The sequence below is a fragment of the Aeromonas sp. s6 genome, assembly GCF_040907815.1.
In the GTDB taxonomy this organism is placed as follows: domain Bacteria; phylum Pseudomonadota; class Gammaproteobacteria; order Enterobacterales; family Aeromonadaceae; genus Aeromonas; species Aeromonas caviae.
Map to the genome: position 1 here is coordinate 133,443 of NZ_JBFOCN010000027.1, position 21,283 is coordinate 154,725.

Here is a 21,283-nt window from a genome sequence, read left to right on the forward strand (position 1 = left end):
CGGCCTTTTTCATGGGCGTGTCCCAGAGACGAAAGAACAAGCCCCGCATCGGCGGGGCTTGAGTCTCCGTCACTATGTGGCGCTTAGCCTATGGTCATCAGGCTGGCATTGCCACCGGCGGCGGCGGTGTTGACCGAGAGGGCGTGCTCGATGAGCAGGCGCTCCAGCGGGATGTCGGTCTCGCCGCGATGCAGGCCGTGCACACCGATGATGGCGCCGTTACGGGCTGCCTGGCGCGCGGCGGCGAGCTTGCTCACCTCTCGCAACTGATCCGAGTCGCCGTGGTGCAGCAGGGCATCGAAGTCCGTCTCCCCCGTGGCCCAGTCCGCCACCAGCGCGATGGGATCCCGCACCTCGGTCGGCAGGGAAGAGAGCAGGGAGCGTGTCTGGGCATCGTCCGGCAGCAGCACCTGGCTGCCGACCGCCAGACAGGCGGCCAGCTGGGCCAGCAGGTCGGCCTTCTCCTGGGCAAGACAGAGCACCCGTTCCCGGGGCAGCAGGCTGTAGCTGTTGCGCTCGCCGGTGGGGCCGGTCAGCAGCTGGGTACGGCCGCTCTGGGAGATCGCGGCGTAGTGATCGCACAGGGCGGCGAGGGCCGGATCCTGCTTGCTCGCCCAGTCGCGCAGGGCCACGAGGGGGGCTTTCGCCTCGGCATGCAGGGCACCGGACTCCTGGTGCAGCTGGTTGGCCACCGCCTCCTGGGGACGGGCGCCGAGCAGGCGATACATGTAGAGCGGGCCACCGGCCTTGGGACCGGTGCCGGAAAGCCCTTCCCCACCGAAGGGTTGCACCCCGACCACGGCGCCCACGATGTTGCGGTTGACGTAGAGGTTGCCCACCTTGGCCACGTTCACCACCTGGGCGATGGTCTCGTCGATGCGGGTATGAACACCCAGGGTCAGGCCGTAGCCGCTGCCGTTGATCTGCTCGAGCAACTCCCCGAGCCGGGTGCGCGGGTAGCGGACCAGGTGCAGCACAGGGCCGAACACTTCGCGCCCCAGTTCGTCCAGGCTGTCGAGCTCGATCAGGGTCGGCAGCACGAAGGTGCCGCGGCTGCAGGCATCCCCCTGGGTGCGGGCGATCTGGTGCACTTTGCGCCCCTTGTCGCCCATGGCCTTGATGTGGCGCTCGATGTTGGCCTTGGCCTCGGCGTCGATGACGGGACCGATGTCGGTGGAAAGGTGCTCGGGGCTGCCGACCTTGTACTCGGCCATGGCGCCCTTGAGCATCCGGATCACCCGATCCGCCACGTCATCCTGCACGCACAGCACTCGCAGGGCGGAGCAGCGCTGACCGGCGCTGTCGAACGCCGAGGAGATGACATCCATCACCACCTGTTCGGTCAAGGCGGAAGAGTCGACGATCATGGCGTTCTGGCCGCCGGTCTCGGCGATGAGGGGAATGGTGCGGCCCTGGGCGTCGAGGCGACCGGCCAGGTTGCGGGAGATGATGCCCGCCACCTCGGTGGAGCCGGTGAACATGACGCCGCGCACCCGTTCGTCCGCGATGAGCGCCGCACCCACGGTCTCTCCACGGCCCGGCAGCAGTTGCACCGCACCGGCGGGAACCCCCGCTTCCAGCAGGATGCGCACCGCTTGTGCCGCGATGAGGGGGGTCTGCTCGGCAGGCTTGGCCAGCACCGTATTGCCGGCGGCCAGGGCCGCGCAAACCTGGCCACTGAAGATGGCCAGGGGGAAGTTCCAGGGGCTGATGCAGACCACGGGGCCGAGCGGTCTGTGGGTGTCGTTGGCGAAGTGGTTGCGCGCCTGGGCGGCGTAGTAGCGCAGGAAGTCCACCGCCTCGCGTACCTCGGCGATGGCGTTGGCGAAGGTCTTGCCGGATTCGCGAACCAGCAGGCCCATCAGGGGTTGCAGTTCGGATTCCATCAGATCGGCTGCCCTGTCCAGCACGGCGGCCCGCTCGGCTGGCGGGGTGGACTGCCAGATCTGGCCGCTCGTGAGGGAGCAGGCGAGCGCCTTGTCCACCAGCGCTACCGTGGCTTCGCTCACCTGACCGACGACATCGCGGTGATCCGCCGGGTTGAGCACGGGCTGGAACTGGGTCGGCGCCTCGGTGTCGCAACCCAGCATGGGTACGGCCTGATAGGCGGTGTTGGTGCTGGCGAGCAGGGCGGCGGAGAGTGACCCCAGGCGGTGCTCGTTCGCGAGATCCAGACCTGCGGAGTTCGGGCGCGCCTCGCCGTAGAGATCCCGGGGCAGGGGGATGCGCGGATGGGGCAGACCCAGGGTCCCTTCACGGGCGGCCATCTGCTCGATCTGCTGCACCGGATCCTGCACCAGATCCGAGAGGGAGATGTTGTTGTCCGCGATGCGGTTGACGAAGGAGGTGTTGGCCCCGTTCTCCAGCAGGCGGCGCACCAGGTAGGCGAGCAGGGTCTCGTGGCTGCCCACCGGGGCATAGATGCGGCAGGGGCGACCCAGCTTGCCGTCGGCCACCTTGCCGACCACCTGTTCGTAGAGCGGTTCACCCATGCCGTGCAGGCACTGGAACTCGTACTGGCCCGGGTAGTAGTTCTGACCCGCCAGCTGATAGATGGCAGACAGGGAGTGGGCGTTGTGGGTGGCGAACTGGGGATAGATGGCCTCGGGCACCGCCAGCAGCTTGCGGGCGCAGGCGAGGTAGGAGACGTCCGTGTAGGGCTTGCGGGTATAGACCGGGTAGCCTTCCAGCCCTTCCTGCTGGGCGCGCTTGATCTCGCTGTCCCAGTAGGCGCCCTTCACCAGACGGATCATCAGGCGGTGACGGCTGCGCTTGGCGAGATCGATGACGTAGTCGATCACATAGGGGCAGCGCTTCTGGTAGGCCTGGATGACGAAGCCGATGCCGTTCCAGTCGGCGAGGGACGGATCGAAGCAGAGCTTCTCCAGCAGATCGAGGGAGATCTCCAGCCGATCGGCCTCCTCGGCGTCGATGTTGATGCCGATGTCGTACTGCCTGGCGAGCTGGGTCAGGCCCAGCAAGGTGGGGTAGAGCTCCTCCATGACGCGATCGTACTGGGCGCGGCTGTAGCGCGGATGCAGGGCGGAGAGTTTGATGGAGATACCCGGCCCCTCGTAGATGCCGCGACCGTGGGAGGCCTTGCCGATAGCGTGGATGGCCTGCTCGTAGGAGGCCAGATAGCGTTTGGCGTCCTCCTCGGTCAGGGCCGCTTCCCCCAGCATGTCGTAGGAGTAGCGGAACCCTTTGCTCTCCATGCCGCCTGCGTTCGCCAGCGCCTCGGCGATGGTCTCGCCGGTGACGAACTGTTCACCCATCAGGCGCATCGCCATGTCGACGCCCTTGCGGATGAGCGGCTCACCCCCCTTGCCGATGAGTCCCTTGAGGGAGTTGTTCATGCCCGCCTCGTTGTGGGTGGCCACCAGCTTGCCGGTGATGAGCAGACCCCAGGAGGCTGCGTTGACGAACAATGAGGTGCTCTGGCCCAGATGCTGGCTCCAGTTGCCGCCGCTTATCTTGTCGCGGATGAGGGCATCCCGGGTCGCCTTGTCGGGGATGCGCAGCAGCGCCTCCGCCAGGCACATCAGGGCCACCCCTTCCTGGGAGGAGAGGGAGAACTCCTGAAGCAGCCCCTGCACCAGGCCCTGACGGCCGCTGGCGCTCTTCTGGTTGCGCAGCTTCTCGGCGATGCCCATGGCCAGCTTCTGGGTCGCGTCAGCCTTCTCCTTGGGCAGACGGGCCTGCTCCAGCAGCATGGGGACGGCTTCGGTCTCGGGGCGGCGATAAGCCCCCGTGATGGCGGCCCGCAGCACGGACTGGGGCAGAATGCTCTCGGCAAACTCGAGGAAGACCTGGATGCCCTGCTCGGTCAGGGTCTCGACGGCCTCTTCCCCGGCGGCGGCAGCCAGCCCGGAGTGCTCGGGCGGGGTCAGACCGCGATCCAGTTGCTCCAGATAGGTGAAGATGGCTTGCTTGATCAGCCAGTGGGGAGTGCGATCCAGGGTCTGCGCAGCCTGTTTGAGGCGGTCGCGGGTCGCTTCATCGAGTTTGACGCCGAGGGTGGTAGTGGCCATGGGACTTCCTGTGTCTAGAAGGTAACAATATTACCGGACGGTTAAATTTCGCCGATGATGGTGCAACCAGGTGCAACCTTCAAGCAAGAAATTTTAATGTATTGGTTACATTGTTGAATTCTTCCATGAATCCGGTCTCCATCAGGCTCCTTTCAAGCCCGCCGCTTGTCCGCTTTTCACAGCATTATTAATGGGTTGGCAATGCATCTTATGAATGCCTATATGAGGTGCAACCCACTGTGAATCGGGTTGCGCTTTTGCGTGTTCGACCGAGCCTGGGCTGTGAGCGCGGCTCCCCCGTGCGCAGAAGGGGGCGGAGCGCCACCTGACAGAGCCCCGTGCTCTTCTATGCTGTTAGCTGGCCACAGGGGCCAGCTATCGGTGACAAGGAGAAACCCATGGCGCGTGTCAGTACCTATCTCAATTTTGCCCGGGAGACGGAGGCTGCCTTCCTCTTCTATCGCGAAGTGTTCGGCGGTGACTTCAGCGGCCCCATCCACAGGTTCAAGGAGTCCCCGGGTTGCCCGGGCCAGCCCCCTTTGTCGGAGGAAGACGGGGAGCTGGTGATGCATGTGGCCCTGCCCATCCTTGGGGGTCACGTGCTGATGGGCACGGATGCTCCGGCCAGCATGGGGTTCACCCTGGTGCAGGGCAACAACAGCTACCTCAACCTGGAGCCGGACAGCCGGGGCGAGACCGATCGCCTGTTCGCAGCCCTGGCTGAGGGAGGCCAGGTGGAGATGCCGCTGGCGGAGATGTTCTGGGGTGACTATTTCGGATCCCTGGTGGACAAGTTCGGCACCCACTGGATGTTCAACTGCCAGAGCAAGACCTGACGGCAGATCTGCAATGAAAAGGGCGCCATGGCGCCCTTTTCATCTTTATTGCCCATCACTGTCCCTATTTGCTGCGCCTGCCACCTGCGCTGGTATGCCCCGAGCATGGGATTGCAGTGCAGTGCGCTGCCTTATGGCGTGCGACCCACCATGTCAGCGGGGATCACCCAGGCATCAAACTGCTCCGCGCTGAGGTGGCCCGAGGCAATGGCCGCCTCCCGCAGGCTGAGCCCCTGATGGTGCGCCCGCTTGGCGATCTCGGCCGCCTTGTCATAGCCGATATGGGGGTTGAGGGCCGTCACCAGCATCAGGGAGCGGGAGAGCAGATCGTCGATCCTGGCCTGGTTCGGGGTGATGCCGACGGCGCAGTGGTCGTGGAAGCTCTGCATGCCGTCCGCCAGCAGCCGCACGCTCTGCAGGACGTTGTAGGCGATCATCGGCCTGAACACGTTGAGCTCGAAGTTGCCGCTGGCGCCGCCGATGTTGATGGCTACATCGTTGCCCATCACCTGGGCGCACAGCATGGTGAGCGCCTCGCTCTGGGTCGGGTTGACCTTGCCGGGCATGATGGAGGATCCGGGCTCGTTCTCGGGGATGAGCAGCTCCCCCAGCCCGCTGCGGGGGCCGCTCGCCAGCCAGCGCACGTCGTTGGCGATCTTCATGAGGGAGGCTGCCAGCGTCTTGAGGGCACCGTGGGCGTGAACCTGGGCGTCACTCGCCGCCAGGGCCTCGAACTTGTTGGGGGCGCTGATGAGCGGCAGGCCGGTCTGCTCGGCCAGGGTTCTGGCCACCGCCTCGGCAAAGCCGGGAGGGCAGTTGAGGCCGGTGCCCACGGCGGTGCCGCCGAGCGCCAGCTCGCACAAATGGGGCAGGGCGGCGCGTAGATGGCGCTCCCCCTGTTCAAGCTGGGCGACCCAGCCGGAGATCTCCTGGCCCAGGGTGAGGGGAGTGGCATCCTGCAAATGGGTGCGGCCAATCTTGACGATGTGGTCGAAGGCGGCGGCCTTGCCTGCCAGGGTCTGCTTCAGGGCAGCGAGGGCCGGCAGCAACCGCTGCGTGATGGCGGTGACCGCCGCCAGGTTCATGGCGCTCGGGAAGACATCGTTGCTGGACTGGCTCTTGTTTACCTCGTCGTTGGGATGCACCAGCCGCGCTTCCCCCCGGGGGCCGCCGAGCAGTTCGCTGGCCCGGTTTGCCAGCACCTCGTTGAGGTTCATGTTGGTTTGGGTGCCGGAGCCGGTCTGCCACACCATCAGGGGAAACTCGGCGTCGTGCAGGCCGCGCAGGATTTCGTCGGCGGCGGCCATGATGGCCTGGGCCTTGCGGGCGGGGAGTAGCCCCAGGGCGTGGTTGACCCGGGCGCAGGCGGACTTGATGCAGGCCAGGGCATGGATGATCTCCATGGGCTGGCGCTCCCCCGAGATGTTGAAGTGATGCAGGGAGCGCTGGGTCTGGGCCCCCCAGAGCCTGTCCGCCGGGACGGCTATCTCCCCCAGGCTGTCCCGCTCCATCCTGATATCCATGACGTGTCTCCTGCCGTTGAGGTGGTGGCACCCAGCATGAACCCAAACGGCGGCCGGGGCCAGCTTGCACGTGGATACGCTTTGCATATAATAAGTAAAGCTTACTATATGGGTTGCATATCATGAACAAACAACCGGACACCCTTGGCTTTCTCATCGGCGACGTCCAGCGCCTGATGCGCCGCCAGTTCCAGCAGCAGCTGGAGGGAAGCTGCCTCACCCTGGCCCAGGCCAGGGCTCTGGTGCACATTGCACGCAGCGAAGGGATCCGCCAGGTGGATCTGGCGGAGCGGCTCGACATCCAGCCCATCACCCTGGCCCGTCAGCTCGATCAGCTGGCGGAGAGCGGCCTGGTGGAGCGGCGCAGCGACCCCCATGACAGGCGTGCCTATCAGCTCCATCTGACCGAAGGGGCCACCCCCTATCTGGCGATGATCAAACAGGCGTCCGATCTGGTGCATCAGAGGGCCATCGGCGAGCTGGGGGAGGAGGCGACCGAGGCGCTGTGCCGCTCCCTCAAGATCCTGCGTGCCAACCTCGGCCACCTCTGATGCTTTCCTGTGATGCCAACCAACGTGGAGCCATATCATGACCACTGATTCCCCCTCTTCCTCCCGTCCCGCCGCCAACCGGCGCCGCACCCGCCTGCTGTTGCTGGTGGTGGTGCCGGCACTGGCCCTGCTCGGGGCGGGCGTTATCTACCTGCAGGGCGGGCGCTATGTGGAGACGGACAACGCCTATGTGAAGGCGGACAAGGTCCCCATCAGCACCGAGGTGCTGGGCCGGGTGGCCAAGGTGTTCGTCGAGGAAAACCAGCAGGTCCGGGCTGGCCAGCCGCTGTTCGAGCTGGATCAGGAGTCCTTCCGGGTCGCCGTGGCCAAGGCCGAGGCGGAACTTGCCAAGGTGCGCACCGATCTGGTGGCGTTGCAGACCAGTTATCGCGGCCAGCAGGCGGAGATCGCCGTGGCCCGCACCCGCCATGCCTATGCCCTGAAGGAGGAGCATCGCCAGGCGGATCTGGTGACCAGGCACTTCACCTCCACCGCCAATTACGACGATGCCCGCCAGCTCACCATACAGACCGCCCAGCAGCAGGTGGCGCTGGAGGAGGGGCTCAAGAAGATTGAAGCCTCCCTCAGCGGGGACGTGAACCTGCCGGTGGATCAGCAGCCCGCCTATCAGGAGGCCGCGGCCGAGTTGGCCAAGGCCAGGCTGGATCTGGCTCGCACCACCATCTATGCCCCCGCCAACGGCATCGTCAGCCAGTTGCCCAAGCCCGGCCAGTACAATCTGGTGGGCATGACCGCCATGATGCTGGTGGAGACCGACACCCCCTGGGTGGAGGCGAACTTCACCGAGACGGAGCTGACCCATGTGCAACCTGGCCAGAAGGTGGGCATCAGTGTGGATACCTACCCCGATGCGCACTGGACCGGGGTGGTGGAGAGCCTGAGCCCGGCCACAGGCTCCGAGTTTTCGGTGATCCCGGCCCAGAACGCCACCGGCAACTGGGTCAAGATCGCCCAGCGGGTGGCAGTGCGGATCAAGCTGGATTCGGGAGCGGATCTGCCCACCCTGAGGGCGGGTCTGAGTGCCACCGCCGAGATAGACACCGGCCATCAGCGCACCCTGCCTGGCCTGTCAGGTCGAGGTTGATATGACGAGCGCAGCCACAGGGCAGGCAGACCAGGCTTCCCGTCGCACCTTCATCACCCTGTCGGTGATGGTGGCGACCATCATGCAGGCGCTGGACACCACCATCGCCAACGTGGCCCTCCCCCACATGCAGGGGGCGATGGGGGCGACCCAGGATCAGATCTCCTGGGTGCTCACCTCCTACATAGTGGCGGCCGCCATCTTCATGCCGCTGACCGGTTTCATCTCGGCAAGAATTGGCCGCAAAAGGCTGTTCATGTGGTCGGTGGCGGGCTTTACCGTCGCCTCCATGCTGTGTGGCGCGGCCCAGAGCCTGGAGCAGATCGTGCTGTTCCGCCTGCTTCAGGGGATCTTCGGTGCCAGCCTGGTGCCCCTCTCACAGGCGGTGCTGCTGGACACCTATCCGCCGGAGAAGCACGGCTCCGCCATGGCGCTCTGGGGGATTGGGGTCATGGTGGGCCCCATTCTGGGGCCGTCGCTGGGGGGCTGGCTCACCGAGTACTACAACTGGCGCTGGGTCTTCTACATCAATCTGCCGTTCGGCCTGCTGGCCTGGTTCGGGCTTGCCGCCTTCATCGAGGAGACGAAGATCGATGCCAGCCGCCGCTTCGATCTGCTGGGGTTCGCCCTGCTGAGTCTCGGCATCGGGGCGTTGCAGATGGCGCTGGACAGGGGAGAGTCCCAGAACTGGTTCGCCAGCCGGGAGATCGTCATCGAGACCGCCCTGATGGTGATGGCGTTCTACCTCTTCGTGGTGCATATCTTCACCCACCCGCATCCTTACATAGAACCGGCCCTGTTCCGGGATCGCAACTTCAGCGTCGGTCTGCTCTTCATCTTCATCGTCGGCATCATCTTGCTGGCGACCATGACGCTGCTGCCTCCCTTCATGCAGGGACTGATGGGTTACCCGGTGATCGACGTGGGTTACCTGCTCGCCCCGCGCGGGGTGGGCACCATGGTTGCCATGATGCTGGTGGGCAGGCTGTCGGGCCGGGTGGATGCCCGTTACCTCATCCTGTCAGGGCTGCTGCTCACCAGCTTCTCCATGTGGGAGATGACCCTGTTCAACACGGACATCGACAGCTGGGACATAGTGCGCACCGGCATCATCCAGGGGCTGGGACTCGGCTTCATCTTCGTGCCACTCTCCACCATCACCTTTGCGACCCTGGCGCCGCGCTATCGCAACGAGGGGACGGCGCTGTTCAGCCTGGTGCGCAACATCGGCAGCAGCATCGGCATCTCGGTAGTGATCACCTATCTGGCCCAGCGATCCCAGATGAACCACGAGGCGTTCGCCGCCTACATCACCCCGTTCAATGTCAACCTGCATCAGGGCGGGGGCATGGCGGAGCTGATGACGCCGAAGGGGCTGGCCATGATCAACGGCGAGGTGACCCGGCAGGCCAGCCTGCTCGCCTACCTGCAGGATTTTCGCCTGATGATGTGGGTCAGCCTGTGCGCCGTGCCGCTGGTGGTGTTGCTGAGGACTCCCGGGCGCAGCGGCTCTAGGGAGGAGATGGCCATTCTGGAGTGAATCACGAAGGGGCGAGCAACAAAGAAAGAGGGATGGCGCAGGCCATCCCTCTGTCGTTTGGCAGGATCAGCGTGCCGGCGTGAAGGGGGTGAGCGCTGCCAGAGGCGCAGCGTCCCCGTATTCCCGGACGGGTTCGCCGTGCTTGAAGATCTTGAAGGTCTCGCCCCGGGCGCTCCAGTACTCGATGTGATCGCCGCCGATCTGCAACAGGCTCGCCTCGCGCAGGGCCACCACGGATTCGCTCGGGTTGATGGCGCAGAACTCGGCCAGACGCTCGTCCCGGGTCTCCCCCATGTGGCCGCTGATGCTGGCGTCCAGATAGTGGGGGTTGATCTGCACGGGGAAGAGCCCCAGCGCAGGCAGCACGACGGCGCTGCACACCGGCATGTCGTTGGTGGTGCGGATGCTGGGGGTGGCCACGTTGCAGCCGGCGCTCCAGCCCACATAGGGCACGCTCCGCTCGCGCACCGCACGCTGGATGGGGACCACCAGACCATACTCGTGCAGCCGCTGGTTCAGGAGCCAGGTATTGCCGCCGCTGATGAAGATGGCGTCGGCCCGGTTGATGGCATCCACCGGATCGTCGAAGTGATGGATGCTGATGGCGTCCACCCCCAGACTCTCGGTGAGCTCCCGGGCACGGGCATCCCAGTCGCTGCGGATCACCGCGTAGGGGATGAGCAGGATGCGCTTGACCTGGTTGCGAGCGAGCAGGGCTTGCACCCGGTCGCGGGCCCAGCCGAGCAGGCCGGGGTGTTCTGTGGTTTTACCGTTGCTGAGCAGAAGCAGTTCCATGATGTGTCCTCGAAACAAGGCGCAGGACCCGGGCGATCCTGGTGAAGAGAAGAGGGCACTCTACCGCCATCGAAGCGCCAAATGTGTGATCCCTGCCCGTTTTGTACGGTTGCAGGCCACTCAGAGTTGTTCGTTCACCTGCGCGTAGCGCAGCAGCATCTCGGCGAGGGAGTTCACCGCCAGGCGTTTCATCAGGCTGGCGCGGCACACCTCGACGGTGCGCACCGAAATGCAGAGATCCTGCGCTATCTGCTGGTTCTTGTGGCCCCGGGCGATGAGCTGTAACAACTGGCGTTCGCGCGGGGTGAGGCGCTCAAAGGCGGCCAGCTGGGCGAGGCGGGTGGCCGCCGCCTGCGTCGCCTGCTCGGCCCGCTCGATGGCGGCGAGCAGGGGGGCCAGCTGCACCGGCTTTTGCAAGAAATCCACCGCCCCCTGCTTGAGGGACTCCACCGCCAGGGGCACCTCGCCGTGGCCGGTGAGAAACAGGATGGCGATGGGGCTCTGGGCCGCCTTCAGCCGCTGCTGCACCTCGGGGCCCGACAGCCCCGGCATGCGGCAGTCGAGAATGAGGCAGGCGGGCTGGTGCAGGTCGACCTCTGCCAGAAAGCGCTCGCCATCGGAAAAGCTGAACAGCTGTCGCTCGTCGCAGCTCTCCAGCATGAAGCGCAGGGAGTCGAGCACGGCCTCGTCGTCGTCGACCAGATAGAGCGGGGGGCGGGCAGGGGACGTCATCTCAGTTCCTCGGCATGTCGGTGGATGAAGGGAGGGTTTCGGGGGGCGGCACGGGCAGAATGACCCGGGCCAGGCAGCCGTGGGGGCTCAGGTTCTCCAGGCTGAACTGGCCGCGATGGCTCTCGACCACCTCCCGGCAGATGGCCAGCCCCAGCCCCATGCCATCGGGCTTGTCGCTGTAAAACGCCTGCTGAAGTTCGGTCGTGGGGACCCTCAGGCCGGCACCGTTGTCACGGATCTCCAGCAACAATCTCTGCGCCTCGAAGGCGATCAGCAGCTCAACCCGGGCAGGCTCCTGTGCCGCTGCTGGCGTAGGAAGGCGAGCCCTCTGCGCCGCACTCTCGGCGCCATTCTTGATGAGGTTGACCAGCAACTGCTCCATCCCGGTGCCGTCCAGAGGTAACGGGCGTGGCTGGCCTCGCCAGTGCAGGGTGAAGGCGACGTCGAGCGGCGCCAGCATCTGCTCCAGCAGGGGGCACAGCTCCGCCACCAGGGTGGGCAGGTCGCAAGGCGCGAAGCGGGGAGGGCGCTTTTGCAGCCTGGCTCTGAGCCGGTTGACGGTCTGGGTGATGCGCTGGACCTGGAGCCCTATCTGCTCCAGGGCCTGACGCAGGGAGGCCTGGGCGGCAGACTGGGCCGGATCCTGTGCCAATTTGTCCAGTCGCAACAAGGCTCCCTGGCTGTAGTTGGCGATGGCGCTCAGGGGCTGATTGATCTCGTGGGCCACGTTGGCGCCCAGCTCGCCCAGTTCGGCGAGCCGTCTGGCCTGTGCCAGCTGGCGTCCCTTCTGCTCGAGCTGGTGGCGGGCTTTGAGCAGCCGGCGCTGGCTGCGGTTGAACAGGTATTGCAGCAGCAGGTGGTGGCCCCCCAGCAGCAGCACCAGCGCCAGGGCGCCCCAGCCCCACTGCTGATGCTGGCGCAGCCAGTGCCAGGCCGCTTGCCACCAGGGGCCCTGCAGCGGGTGGCGATCCAGCGCCTTGAGCAGGCGGTCGATGGCGAGCTCGCTGGTGGGCACGGTCCAGCCCGCCGAATCGGCGGCGATGGCCGCCTCGCTATCAGCGGGCAGATCGTACAGCGCGCGGGTCACCGCCAGCGCCAGCGCGGGGGAGGCCCGCTCTGTCTTGGCGAAGGACCAGTTGGGGTAGAGCCGGGTCGAGCTCTGGCAACCAAAGCCGGCCGGCGCCTGATCGTCCAGCACCCGAAACGCCCCCCTGGCGACCTTGCCTTCCCGCTCCATGCGCTCGAGCTGACACACCGGCACGATGGCGGCAGCCACCTCCCCTGCCGCCAGCCGCTCGATGAGCCGGTCCAGCGGAAAGCCGGTGAACTGCACGGTGGAGAAGAAGCGCTCCAGCCTGACCCCCTGTTCGCCTGCCTCGAAGCGAAAGGCGAGGTAGCCGCCGAAGGCGTTCTCCGAAACGGCAGCGACCGCTTGCCCCTCGAGGTCACGCCAGTGTTGGTAGGGGGTCTGGGCAGGCACCACCAGGGCAGCGCCGATGGCGAGGTTGTCCCCCCCGGCCGGACTCTTGAGGGTGGCGAGCCAGGCCAGCGGATACTGGCGCGCCAGACTCACCGACTGGCCCGGGTTGGTGATGACGAAATCGAGGTGCTCGCGGGCGACGGCCTCGGCCAGCTCATCAAGCCCCAGCGGATGCAGCACGAAGCGATGGCCGGGCACGCGCAGTGCCAGCCAGCGAAGCAGCGGTTGCCACTGGGCTCTGGCCAGGGCCGGGCCGCGGGTGGCCAGCACGCCGATGCGTATCGGCTCGGCCATGGCCTGCACCGGCGTGGCCTGGGATGGTGAGGATTCCTGTCGGGCCGGCGCTGGCGAAGAGGGGGGCGGGGCGGCCTGCACCCGCAGCGGCAGGGCTGACAGGGCGAGCAAGAGCAGCAGGCTGAGCAGGGGCAAGGGAACTGGGGCGTGCAGGGGGATCTCCTCTCTATGCAAAGGGGCAGTCTATCACCGGGACGTGCGCTTGCATGCGAACGGGGGCCGGGAGGGGCGGCAAACGCCGCCCCGGTCACAGTTCAGCAGGGCTGGGACATTTTTTATTGCGCTGGATCAACCCGGCTCCCGGTATGTGGAAAACCACAATAGAGGCGACTTCCTGCGTTGAGGACAATCGGCTCAACCCCTTTCAAGCCAGCTCAGCAGAAGGAAAGACGCCATGGAGCCCAGCAAGCGCCGATTGTTATCCGGGATCGCCGCCCTCACCGCAGGGGCTGCCCTGATCCCCGTCACCCAGGTTCAGGCGCAGTCCGTTCCCGCTCCCCGCAACGGGCGGGCGGCCATCAGCCGGGGGGACGGGCGCAAGCGTTACGGCATGCTGATCGACCTGCGCCGCTGCGTCGGCTGTCAGGCCTGCACCGTGGCCTGCACCATCGAAAATCAGCCCCCCCTCGGTCAGTTTCGCACCACGGTGAGCCAGTACGAGGTGAGCGACGTGGCCGCCCTCGCGGCTCCCGCCTCTCTCTTGATGTTGCCGAGGCTGTGCAACCACTGTGCCGAGCCCGCCTGCCTCGATGTCTGCCCCACTGGCGCCACCTTCCAGCGCGACGACGGCATCGTCGTGGTCAACAACGACTGGTGCGTCGGCTGCGGTTACTGCGTGCAGGCCTGCCCCTACGATGCCCGCTTCATCAACCATGAGACCAACACCGCCGACAAGTGCACCTTCTGCGCCCATCGGCTGGAGGCGGGGCTCTTGCCCGCCTGCGTGGAGAGCTGCGTCGGCGAGGCGCGCATCATAGGTGATTTGAATGATCCCAAGAGCCGGATAAGCCGCTTGCTGCGCGAATACGAGCCGGCGCTCAAGGTGCTCAAGCCGGAGGCCAATACCCAGCCGCGGGTCTTTTATCTCGGCATGGACGAGGCCTTCGTCAGCAAGGTCGACGGCAACCCGGCCCTGCGCACCCTGCTCACCGACGATGGCAAGGAGATAGCCCATGGTCATTAACGAACTGCTGGCCCCGGCTCAGCCCATCACCTGGCTGCCCTGGGCGGTGCAATATTTCTTTCTCATCGGCCTCGCCTACGGGGCCCTCTGGCTCGGCGCGTTTGAGCTGTGGCGCAAGGCGCCGGACCCGCGGCTGCAGACCCTGGCGGCGGTGCTGATGGTGGCGGCTGGTCTGGTGGCTCCCATCGCCCTGACCGCGGATCTGCACCAGCCGGCCCGGGCCTGGCACTTCTACGCCCAGACGCGTTTTGGCTCCGTCATGTGGTATGGCGCCTATCTGCTGCCGCTGTTCAGCCTGCTCTCCATGCTGCTCGGCTGGCTGCTGCTAAGACCCGCCCTGGCCCGGCGCGGTGCAGAAGGGGACAAGATAGCCCGCCTTGCCCGGCTGCTCTGCCTGGGAAGCTGGTCGGGGCACGTCTGGCAGCGGCCGCTCTCTCTGCTGGCGGCTGTGAGCGGGCTCAGCATCGCCCTCTACACCGGGCTCGAGACCATGGCGGTGGCGGCGCGCCCGCTCTGGCATACCCCCTGGTTGCCCTGGCTGCTGACCCTGAGCGCCGTGCTGGGGGCCCAGAGCGCCCTGCTGCTGCTCAACCTCTTGCTGGCGGGCTGGCATGCCCAGACCGAGTCGACCCTGCTGCGCCAGAGCGGCTGGACGTTAGGCCTGCTGGCGCTCTCCCTGCTGGGCTGGGCCCTGTTTGGCGGCGCCTCGGCAGCAGAGGCCGCAGCCCTCCATCGGCTCGACCCGAGCTGGCGGCTGGCGGCCCACTGGCTGTTGCTGACCCTGGGGCTGGCCGGCCTGCTGAGGCTGCTGTGGCCAAGGATCTCTGCCCGCCTGGCACTCTGGGGGCTGGCGCTGCTGGGGCTGCACCTGGTGTGGGGCCTGCGCTGGCTGGTGCTGATCCAGGGACAGCTCGCACCCAAGTACGGGGCCGGCGTCTACCTCTATGAAATCGCCTGGGGCCCGGCCGGTGTGCTCGGCATTCTCGGTACTTTCGGTCTGCTGCTGGCCCTGCTGGTGGCCCTCTCGGAGCTGGTGCGCCCCTCTGCTTCCCCCGCCATCAAGGCACCCACTCCTTTTGCACGCGAGGCACTCTGATGGATCACAGCAAACGCAAGTTTCTCAAGGGCGCCGCCATCGCCGGCGGTACCGGATTGTTCGTCGCCGGTTACAGCGACACCCTCAAGCAGGTGGCGACTGGCCTCGCCACCGGCAGCTCGGGCCAGCCGACCCGGGATCCCATCCATGGCAACTCGCTGGCCGTGGAGTACCGGGTTGACGAGCAGGGGGAGCTGCACCCCAACCCGGCCCAGCGGGTTGCCAACACCATGTGCCTCGGCTGCTGGACCCTGTGCGGAGTGCGGGCCCGCATCGACAACGAGCGCGACCAGATAGTGCGGATCCTGGGCAACCCCTATCACCCCCTCTCCGCTCGCCATCACATTGACTTCAAGACCCCGGTCAAGCAGGCGCTGCTCGCAACCAGTGGCTACCAGGAAGGGGGGCTGGACGGGCGCTCCACCGCCTGCGCCCGGGGCAACGCCATGCTCGAGCAGCTCGACAGCCCGCAGCGGGTCACCCGTTGTCTCAAGCGGGTGGGGCCCCGTGGCAGCGGCCGCTGGCAGAGCATCCCCTTCGAGCAGCTGGTGGCCGAGGTGGTGGAGGGGGGAGACCTGTTTGGCGAGGGCCAGGTTGAGGGGCTGCGGGCCATCCGCAACCTCGCCGAGCCGCTCGACCCGGCAAACCCGGAGTACGGCCCCAGAGCCAACCAGCTGCTGGTGAGCAACGCCTCGGACGAGGGGCGGGATCACTTCATCAAGCGTTTCACCTTCAACAGCTTCGGCACCCGCAACTTCGCCAACCACGGCGCTTATTGTGGCCTGTCATTCCGGGTCGGGGCCGGCGCCCTGCTGGACGATCTGGAGAAGAACGCCCACCTTAAGCCTGACTGGGACGAGAGCGACTTCCTGCTGTTCATGGGCACCTCGCCCCAGCAATCGGGCAACCCCTTCAAGCGCCAGTCCCGCCAGCTGGCGGCAAACCGGGCGCGACCGGGCAAGCCGTTCTCCTACGTGGTGGTGGCCCCCAGCCTGCCCAACACGGTGAACATGCCGTCCGCCCCTGCCAACCGCTGGCTGCCCATCCGCCCCGCCACCGACTCGGCGCTGGCCATGGCCATGCTGCGCTGGATCATCGACCACCAACGCTATGCCGAGCCCTTCCTGATGGCGCCCAATGCCGAGGCGGCCGAGCGGGCCGGTTATCGCGGTTTTTGCAACGCCAGCCACCTGGTGCTCAGCGACGAGTCCCACCCGCGCTTCGGTCAGATGCTGCGGGCCAGCGATCTTGGCTTGCCCTTTGATGGGGAAGCCTATGGAGAGGGGGACGCCATGCTGGTAGAGGAGGCGAGCAGTGGCGAGCCGAGACCCGCCGGCCAGTGTGAGCGGGCCAACCTCTGGGTGGATCGCCCCATTCAGGGCCCCAAGGGGGCGCTGATGGTGAAGAGTAGCTTCCAGCTGCTGGCCGAGGCGTGCCGGGAGCACTCCTTCGCGCAATACAGCGCCGAGTGCGCCGTGCCGGTGGCCGATATCGAGGCGCTGGCGCGGGAATTCACCAGCCACGGCACCCGCGCGGCAGTGGTCTCCCACGGCGGCACCATGAGCGCCAACGGCTTCTACTCGGCTTGGGCCATCATGATGCTCAACGTCATGATCGGCAACCTCAACGCCCGGGGCGGCGCCGTGGCGAGCGGCGGCAAGTTCGATCCCTTCGGGGCGGGGCCGCGCTACGATCTGGCGAGCTTCCCCGGCATGGTCAAGCCAGCCGGGGTCTTCCTGTCGCGATCCAAGTTCCCCTACGAGAAGACCTCCGAATATCGCCGCAAGCGCGAGGCGGGTCAGAACCCCTATCCGGCGCAAGAGCCCTGGTTCCCCATCTCCGGCCCCTTGCTCGGCGAGCACCTGACTGCGGCGGTAAACGGCTACCCCTACCGGCTCAAGGCCTGGATCAACCACATGGGCAACCCCCTCTACGGTCAGGCCGGGCTCAGCAAGGCCATCGGTGAAGAGCTCAAGGACCCCGCCGTGCTGCCCCTTGTGGTCAGCATCGACAGCTTCATCAACGAGTCATCGGCGCTGTCGGACTACCTAGTGCCGGATACCCTGACCTACGAGTCCTGGGGCTGGGCCACCGCCTGGCACGGGGTGCTGACCAAGGTTTCCACCGGCCGCTGGCCTATCGTGGAGCCTAGAGTCGCCAAGACTGCCGAGGGGGATCCGGTCTGCATGGAGTCCTTTTTTATCGCGGTGGCCAAACGGCTGGGGCTGCCGGGCTTTGGCGAGGGGGCGCTCAAAGGGGCGGACGGCAAGTTGCATGGCTTGAACAGGGCGGCGGACTTCTCCCTCTACGGGGCGGCCAACGTCGCCTATCTCGGCGAGCCGGTGCCTCCTATCGGGCCTGAGGATCTCGCCTGGTCCGGGGTGGAGCGGATCCTGCCGGTGCTGAATGCCACCCTGAGTGCGGAGGAGGCGGGCCGCGCCGCCTATCTCTTCGCCCGTGGCGGGCGCTTCGAGCCGGCGGCCAAGGGGCGCGATGACGCGGGTCAGCCAAGCAAGCGCTGGCCCAAGCCGCTGATGGTGTGGAACCCCGAGGTGGGCAGCCGCCGCCACAGCCAGAGCGGGCAATACTTGAGCGGTACCCCGCGCTTTTTCCGCCCCCAGCTGGCGGACGGCACGCCGCTCAATGAGGCGTTCAAGCCGGCCCAGTGGCCGCTGCTGCTCACCAGTTACAAGTCCCACACCATGAGCTCCATGAGCATCGGCTCGGATCGCCTGCGCCAGGTGAACCCCAGCAACCGGGTGCGGCTCAATGCGCAGACGGCGGCGCAGCTGGGCGTCGAGAGCGGGGACAGGGTGCGGGTCAGCACCCCGGATGGCAGCGTGATCGGGGTGGCCGAGTGCGTGGCCGGGGTGCAGGCCGATGCCATCGCCATCGAACACGGTTTCGGCCACAAGGAGCTGGGGGCGCGGGAACATTGGATAGACGGCCAGAAAGTGGTCGCCAATCCCCTGCGCGGAGCCGGGGTCAATCTGAATGACTTGGCGGTGCTGGATCCCAGCCGCCATGGCCGCTATCCCCTGGTGGACTGGGCCATCGGCTCGTCGGCCCGCCAGGGGCTGCCGGCCCGGGTGGAGAAGCTGGTATGACAAACCAATGAAAACGGGGCCTGCGGGCCCCGTTGCTTGTCTGCTCTGCGTCACTGTCACAGTGTGACGTCGACCCACACCAGGCGGTGATCCGAACTGACGCCCTTGGCGATGCCGAGCTTGGGGTCATACACCAGGTGGTAGCCCGGCTCGAAGCTGGCCGGCCAGAACACGCCGGAGGCGACCGCGTTCAGGTTGGCGGAGGGCAGCACGTGGTCGAGCTGCAGGCCGCTGCTGCTGGTGATGCGCTCCGGGGTGGGGCGGTTGTTGTTGCGCTTGCACTGATCCGGATGGCTGGCGAGGCACTCGGGGCCGCCCTGGCTGACCGGGATCAGGCCGCCGTTGGTGACGGCCTGGTTGACCAGCACATGGTTGTGCAGCGCCTGAATGGCGGTGAGATCCCCATCGCCAATCTGGGGATCGGCGTTGAGATCGCCGGCGATGACGAACCTGGCACCCGCGGGCAGGCCACCCGCCTTGCCGGCGTCATCCACCATGTAGCCAGCCCCTGCCACATAGTCCTGCCAGAAGGCTATCTCCGCACGGTTGCGTTTGACGTTGTGGCGCGCCGCGTTGCCGAAGATGGGCGGGGTCGGGTGGGAGATAAGGAAGTGGATCACCTCCTCCCTGTCTCCCTGCCTGATGTGCACCGGCACGTCGGCGTGGTTCTTTGAGGAGAGGGGGAGCGCCTGCCAGGCTGCGTCGTCATACCAGGCATCGCCACACTGGCGGCCGCTCGGGATCGGTGCCCTGGGGTTGTGGCAGTCGTCGATGACGGGGTTCGCTTCGCCCGGCATCTCCTTCCACTTGAATGTCTGGAAGGTGCGGATCTGCCTGGTATCGATGGGATAGCGGGACATCACGGCGAAGGCGTACTGGCCGTGATAGCTGCCAAAGCCCCAGGCGTCGTCCGGCCTGCTCACTCGGCCATCCAGGTTGAGGTCATGGCCGCTCATCAGGCCGGTGTTGGTGGCGAAGTTCTGCAGCACCGGATAGCTGATGGCGGTCACCTCGTCGTGCTGGGCATGGGCCAGGTAGTTGTCGTTGAAGGCGTGGAGGTCCGTGGTGTCGCGGCCCTTGCCGTCATTGTCGAATTCGCTTAGCAGCAACACGTCCGGCCGGGTGCGCTGGATGATTTCGGCGATGTTGCGGATCTGCTGCACGTCGAGGGCCTTGGTCTTCTCGGCGCCGCTCAAGGTGCCGTCGGCGAGGCGGGCCAGCAGGGCATCCTGCTCGGTGCGGGTCAGGGCGAGCTCTTCCCCCAGCATGCCGGGTGCAGTGCGATCGAAGGCGAGATTGAAGGTGGCAAAGCGAACCATGGCGGGCCTCGGCGTCAGTGTGGCCGGGACAGCCTGCCATCTTTGGCAGGAAAATGGCAGCACCCTGCCGAATTTCATGGGAAAGGTGCCCGGGTTTCCCCCGTGACACGCAAGCGTTCGGCTCAGGCCCAGCGGGAGAGAGGGGAGGGAATGGCGTAGGCGTAGCCCTGCTGGTAGTCGCAGCCCAGCCGGTTCGCCACCTCGATATGGGCCTGGGTCTCCACTCCCTCGCACACCACGGCCATGCCGAGTCGTTGCAGGTATTTCACCAGCCCCGTCAGCATGTTGAGGGCATGGGTGCTGCGTACAGCCTGGAGCAGCAGGGAACGATCCAGTTTCACGATCTCGTAGGGGAGCATCATCAGGCGCTGGAAGTTGCATGCCAGGGAGCCGAAGTCGTCACAGGCGATGTGGGCGCCATGGGCTCGCAACACCTCGATCATCTCCCTGTGCTGGTGCTTGATCCTGACGTGTTCCAGCACCTCGAACCAGATGGCGATCCCCAGCTTGCGGGCCTGGAGCAGCACCAGCAATAGCAGATTGCGGTAGGTGGGGCTGGAGAGCGCCGGATTGAGGTTGATGGAGAGCGCATAGGGGCCTTTTTGGGCGAGCACGGGCAGATCGCGCATGATGGCCCTGAGCATGACGATATCGAGGTGCAGAGCATCATCCTCGCCGAGGGCGGCAAAATCGATGCTCTGATAACCCTGGTTGCCGGCATCCCAGCGCCTGGCCAGCACCTCATACCCCTTGACCTGACGATCCTGGCCGATGATGGGCTGATAAAAGGGGATGACGATATCCGCCATGCTGACCATGGCACTCACGGGATACTCTTCTTTGAACGCAAACATGGCTCTCACCTGACGGAACATGGCTGCGCATCATACAGGGAGGGTCTAAAGGGAGGCTGTAGGAAGAGTCTGATAATGGGCGTGGGCAGGAAGGAGGGGGTCAGGGAAGGGCATGGCCCTGTGCAGGTGCGGCGCCAGCCAGGGGGGCTGCGTGCATGGCCTGGGCAAGCCAGGACCAGTCGAGCATGGGGGAGCCCGCCTTGAAGCGCTGATAGGCGCATCCCTGACGGATGGTCAGGAAGAGGGTGCTCGGCAGGCCGAGGCGGTTGAGGTAGCGCACCATCACGTCTCCCTGATAATCCCGCAGCCGCAGTTGCAGCTCGGGCAGTGTCAGCCCGTGCTCGCGACCCGTTTCATCCCAGATTTCAAACATCTGTGTGCACTCCTTGCGACATGAGGCTCCACTGTTTCTAAAAAGTGCGGGAAGGGCAATTGTCAGATCTGACAGCGCCATGTGGATTCTATCCAGAAAAGCGAAAACCCGGCGCGAGGCCGGGTTGTCTGAAGGATGGTGGAGGGAGAAGGATTCGAACCTTCGAAGGCAGAGCCGTCAGATTTACAGTCTGATCCCTTTGGCCGCTCGGGAACCCCTCCACAGGGGCATTGCATATTGTGTTCAGGAAGATGGTGGAGGGAGAAGGATTCGAACCTTCGAAGGCAGAGCCGTCAGATTTACAGTCTGATCCCTTTGGCCGCTCGGGAACCCCTCCACGGGGTATTTTCCTGATTTTTACTTACTTGACGCACTTGAATGGTGGAGGGAGAAGGATTCGAACCTTCGAAGGCAGAGCCGTCAGATTTACAGTCTGATCCCTTTGGCCGCTCGGGAACCCCTCC

Annotated in this window: 14 protein-coding genes, 3 tRNA genes and 1 pseudogene; 7 read left to right on the forward strand and 11 right to left on the reverse strand. The window is 65.9% G+C overall.

Features of this window, described 5'->3' with window-relative positions:
* Positions 1-83: 83 nt before the first annotated feature.
* Positions 84-4,031, reverse strand: a complete 3,948-nt coding sequence (gene putA, locus AB5Y50_RS03265; RefSeq protein ID WP_010673261.1) for a trifunctional transcriptional regulator/proline dehydrogenase/L-glutamate gamma-semialdehyde dehydrogenase — start codon at positions 4,029-4,031, stop codon at positions 84-86.
* Between the two features lie 398 nt (positions 4,032-4,429).
* Here putA and AB5Y50_RS03270 point away from each other — a divergent pair, with 398 nt between their 5' ends.
* Positions 4,430-4,867: a VOC family protein gene (locus tag AB5Y50_RS03270; RefSeq protein WP_010673262.1), complete on the forward strand. Its 438-nt coding sequence runs from the start codon at positions 4,430-4,432 to the stop codon at positions 4,865-4,867.
* 131 nt (positions 4,868-4,998) lie between these two features.
* On the opposite strand, the gene fumC is transcribed toward AB5Y50_RS03270, so the two are convergent.
* Positions 4,999-6,390, reverse strand: coding sequence for a class II fumarate hydratase (gene fumC / locus AB5Y50_RS03275; RefSeq protein WP_010673263.1), 1,392 nt, complete (start codon positions 6,388-6,390; stop codon positions 4,999-5,001).
* Positions 6,391-6,512: 122 nt separating this feature from the next.
* Between fumC and AB5Y50_RS03280 the strand changes: the two genes are divergently transcribed.
* From AB5Y50_RS03280 to AB5Y50_RS03290, 3 genes are read left to right on the forward strand one after another with little or no spacing between them, the layout of a single operon-like run.
* Complete coding sequence (locus tag AB5Y50_RS03280; RefSeq protein ID WP_010673264.1) at positions 6,513-6,941, forward strand: MarR family winged helix-turn-helix transcriptional regulator; 429 nt, start codon at positions 6,513-6,515, stop codon at positions 6,939-6,941.
* A gap of 37 nt (positions 6,942-6,978) precedes the next feature.
* On the forward strand, positions 6,979-8,046 hold the full coding sequence (locus tag AB5Y50_RS03285; RefSeq protein ID WP_010673265.1) for an HlyD family secretion protein: 1,068 nt from the start codon (positions 6,979-6,981) through the stop codon (positions 8,044-8,046).
* Between the two features lies 1 nt (position 8,047).
* On the forward strand, positions 8,048-9,586 hold the full coding sequence (locus AB5Y50_RS03290) for a DHA2 family efflux MFS transporter permease subunit (RefSeq protein ID WP_010673266.1): 1,539 nt from the start codon (positions 8,048-8,050) through the stop codon (positions 9,584-9,586).
* Positions 9,587-9,652: 66 nt separating this feature from the next.
* Here the strand turns inward: AB5Y50_RS03290 and pepE are convergent, their stop codons facing one another.
* The 3 genes from pepE to AB5Y50_RS03305 all read right to left on the reverse strand — a co-directional run bounded on the left by pepE (position 9,653) and on the right by AB5Y50_RS03305 (position 13,022).
* Positions 9,653-10,381 (reverse strand): dipeptidase PepE, encoded by a 729-nt coding sequence (gene pepE / locus AB5Y50_RS03295; RefSeq protein ID WP_043152647.1) that lies wholly within the window; start codon positions 10,379-10,381, stop codon positions 9,653-9,655.
* Between the two features lie 120 nt (positions 10,382-10,501).
* Positions 10,502-11,113 carry a response regulator transcription factor gene (locus tag AB5Y50_RS03300; protein ID WP_010673268.1) on the reverse strand — a complete coding sequence of 204 codons (612 nt, stop codon included), beginning with the start codon at positions 11,111-11,113 and terminating at the stop codon, positions 10,502-10,504.
* Position 11,114: 1 nt separating this feature from the next.
* On the reverse strand, positions 11,115-13,022 hold the full coding sequence (locus AB5Y50_RS03305; RefSeq protein ID WP_010673269.1) for a PhnD/SsuA/transferrin family substrate-binding protein: 1,908 nt from the start codon (positions 13,020-13,022) through the stop codon (positions 11,115-11,117).
* 259 nt (positions 13,023-13,281) lie between these two features.
* On the opposite strand from AB5Y50_RS03305, the gene dsrO reads away from it, so the two are divergent.
* Genes dsrO through AB5Y50_RS03320 form a run of 3 tightly spaced genes read left to right on the forward strand, consistent with a single transcriptional unit; the run spans position 13,282 to position 18,273 of the window.
* Positions 13,282-14,070: a sulfate reduction electron transfer complex DsrMKJOP subunit DsrO gene (gene dsrO, locus AB5Y50_RS03310; RefSeq protein ID WP_010673270.1), complete on the forward strand. Its 789-nt coding sequence runs from the start codon at positions 13,282-13,284 to the stop codon at positions 14,068-14,070.
* Positions 14,060-15,166, forward strand: a complete 1,107-nt coding sequence (gene nrfD, locus AB5Y50_RS03315) for an NrfD/PsrC family molybdoenzyme membrane anchor subunit (RefSeq protein WP_010673271.1) — start codon at positions 14,060-14,062, stop codon at positions 15,164-15,166. Before dsrO ends, nrfD begins: the two co-directional genes overlap by 11 nt.
* On the forward strand, positions 15,166-18,273 hold the full coding sequence (locus AB5Y50_RS03320) for a tetrathionate reductase subunit A (RefSeq protein ID WP_010673272.1): 3,108 nt from the start codon (positions 15,166-15,168) through the stop codon (positions 18,271-18,273). Before nrfD ends, AB5Y50_RS03320 begins: the two co-directional genes overlap by 1 nt.
* A gap of 56 nt (positions 18,274-18,329) precedes the next feature.
* Here AB5Y50_RS03320 and AB5Y50_RS03325 read toward each other — a convergent pair.
* From AB5Y50_RS03325 to AB5Y50_RS03350, 6 genes and pseudogenes are all read right to left on the reverse strand, one after another.
* Positions 18,330-19,632 (reverse strand): annotated as a pseudogene (locus AB5Y50_RS03325) (endonuclease/exonuclease/phosphatase family protein).
* Positions 19,633-19,714: 82 nt separating this feature from the next.
* The gene (locus tag AB5Y50_RS03330; RefSeq protein WP_029313880.1) at positions 19,715-20,446 is read right to left on the reverse strand and encodes an EAL domain-containing protein; all 732 of its coding nucleotides are present in this window, start codon (positions 20,444-20,446) and stop codon (positions 19,715-19,717) included.
* A gap of 100 nt (positions 20,447-20,546) precedes the next feature.
* Positions 20,547-20,819: a hypothetical protein gene (locus AB5Y50_RS03335; RefSeq protein ID WP_010673275.1), complete on the reverse strand. Its 273-nt coding sequence runs from the start codon at positions 20,817-20,819 to the stop codon at positions 20,547-20,549.
* Between the two features lie 136 nt (positions 20,820-20,955).
* Positions 20,956-21,040 (reverse strand) — tRNA-Tyr (locus AB5Y50_RS03340).
* Positions 21,041-21,071: 31 nt separating this feature from the next.
* Positions 21,072-21,156, reverse strand: a tRNA-Tyr gene (locus AB5Y50_RS03345).
* A gap of 42 nt (positions 21,157-21,198) precedes the next feature.
* A tRNA-Tyr gene (locus AB5Y50_RS03350) sits at positions 21,199-21,283 on the reverse strand.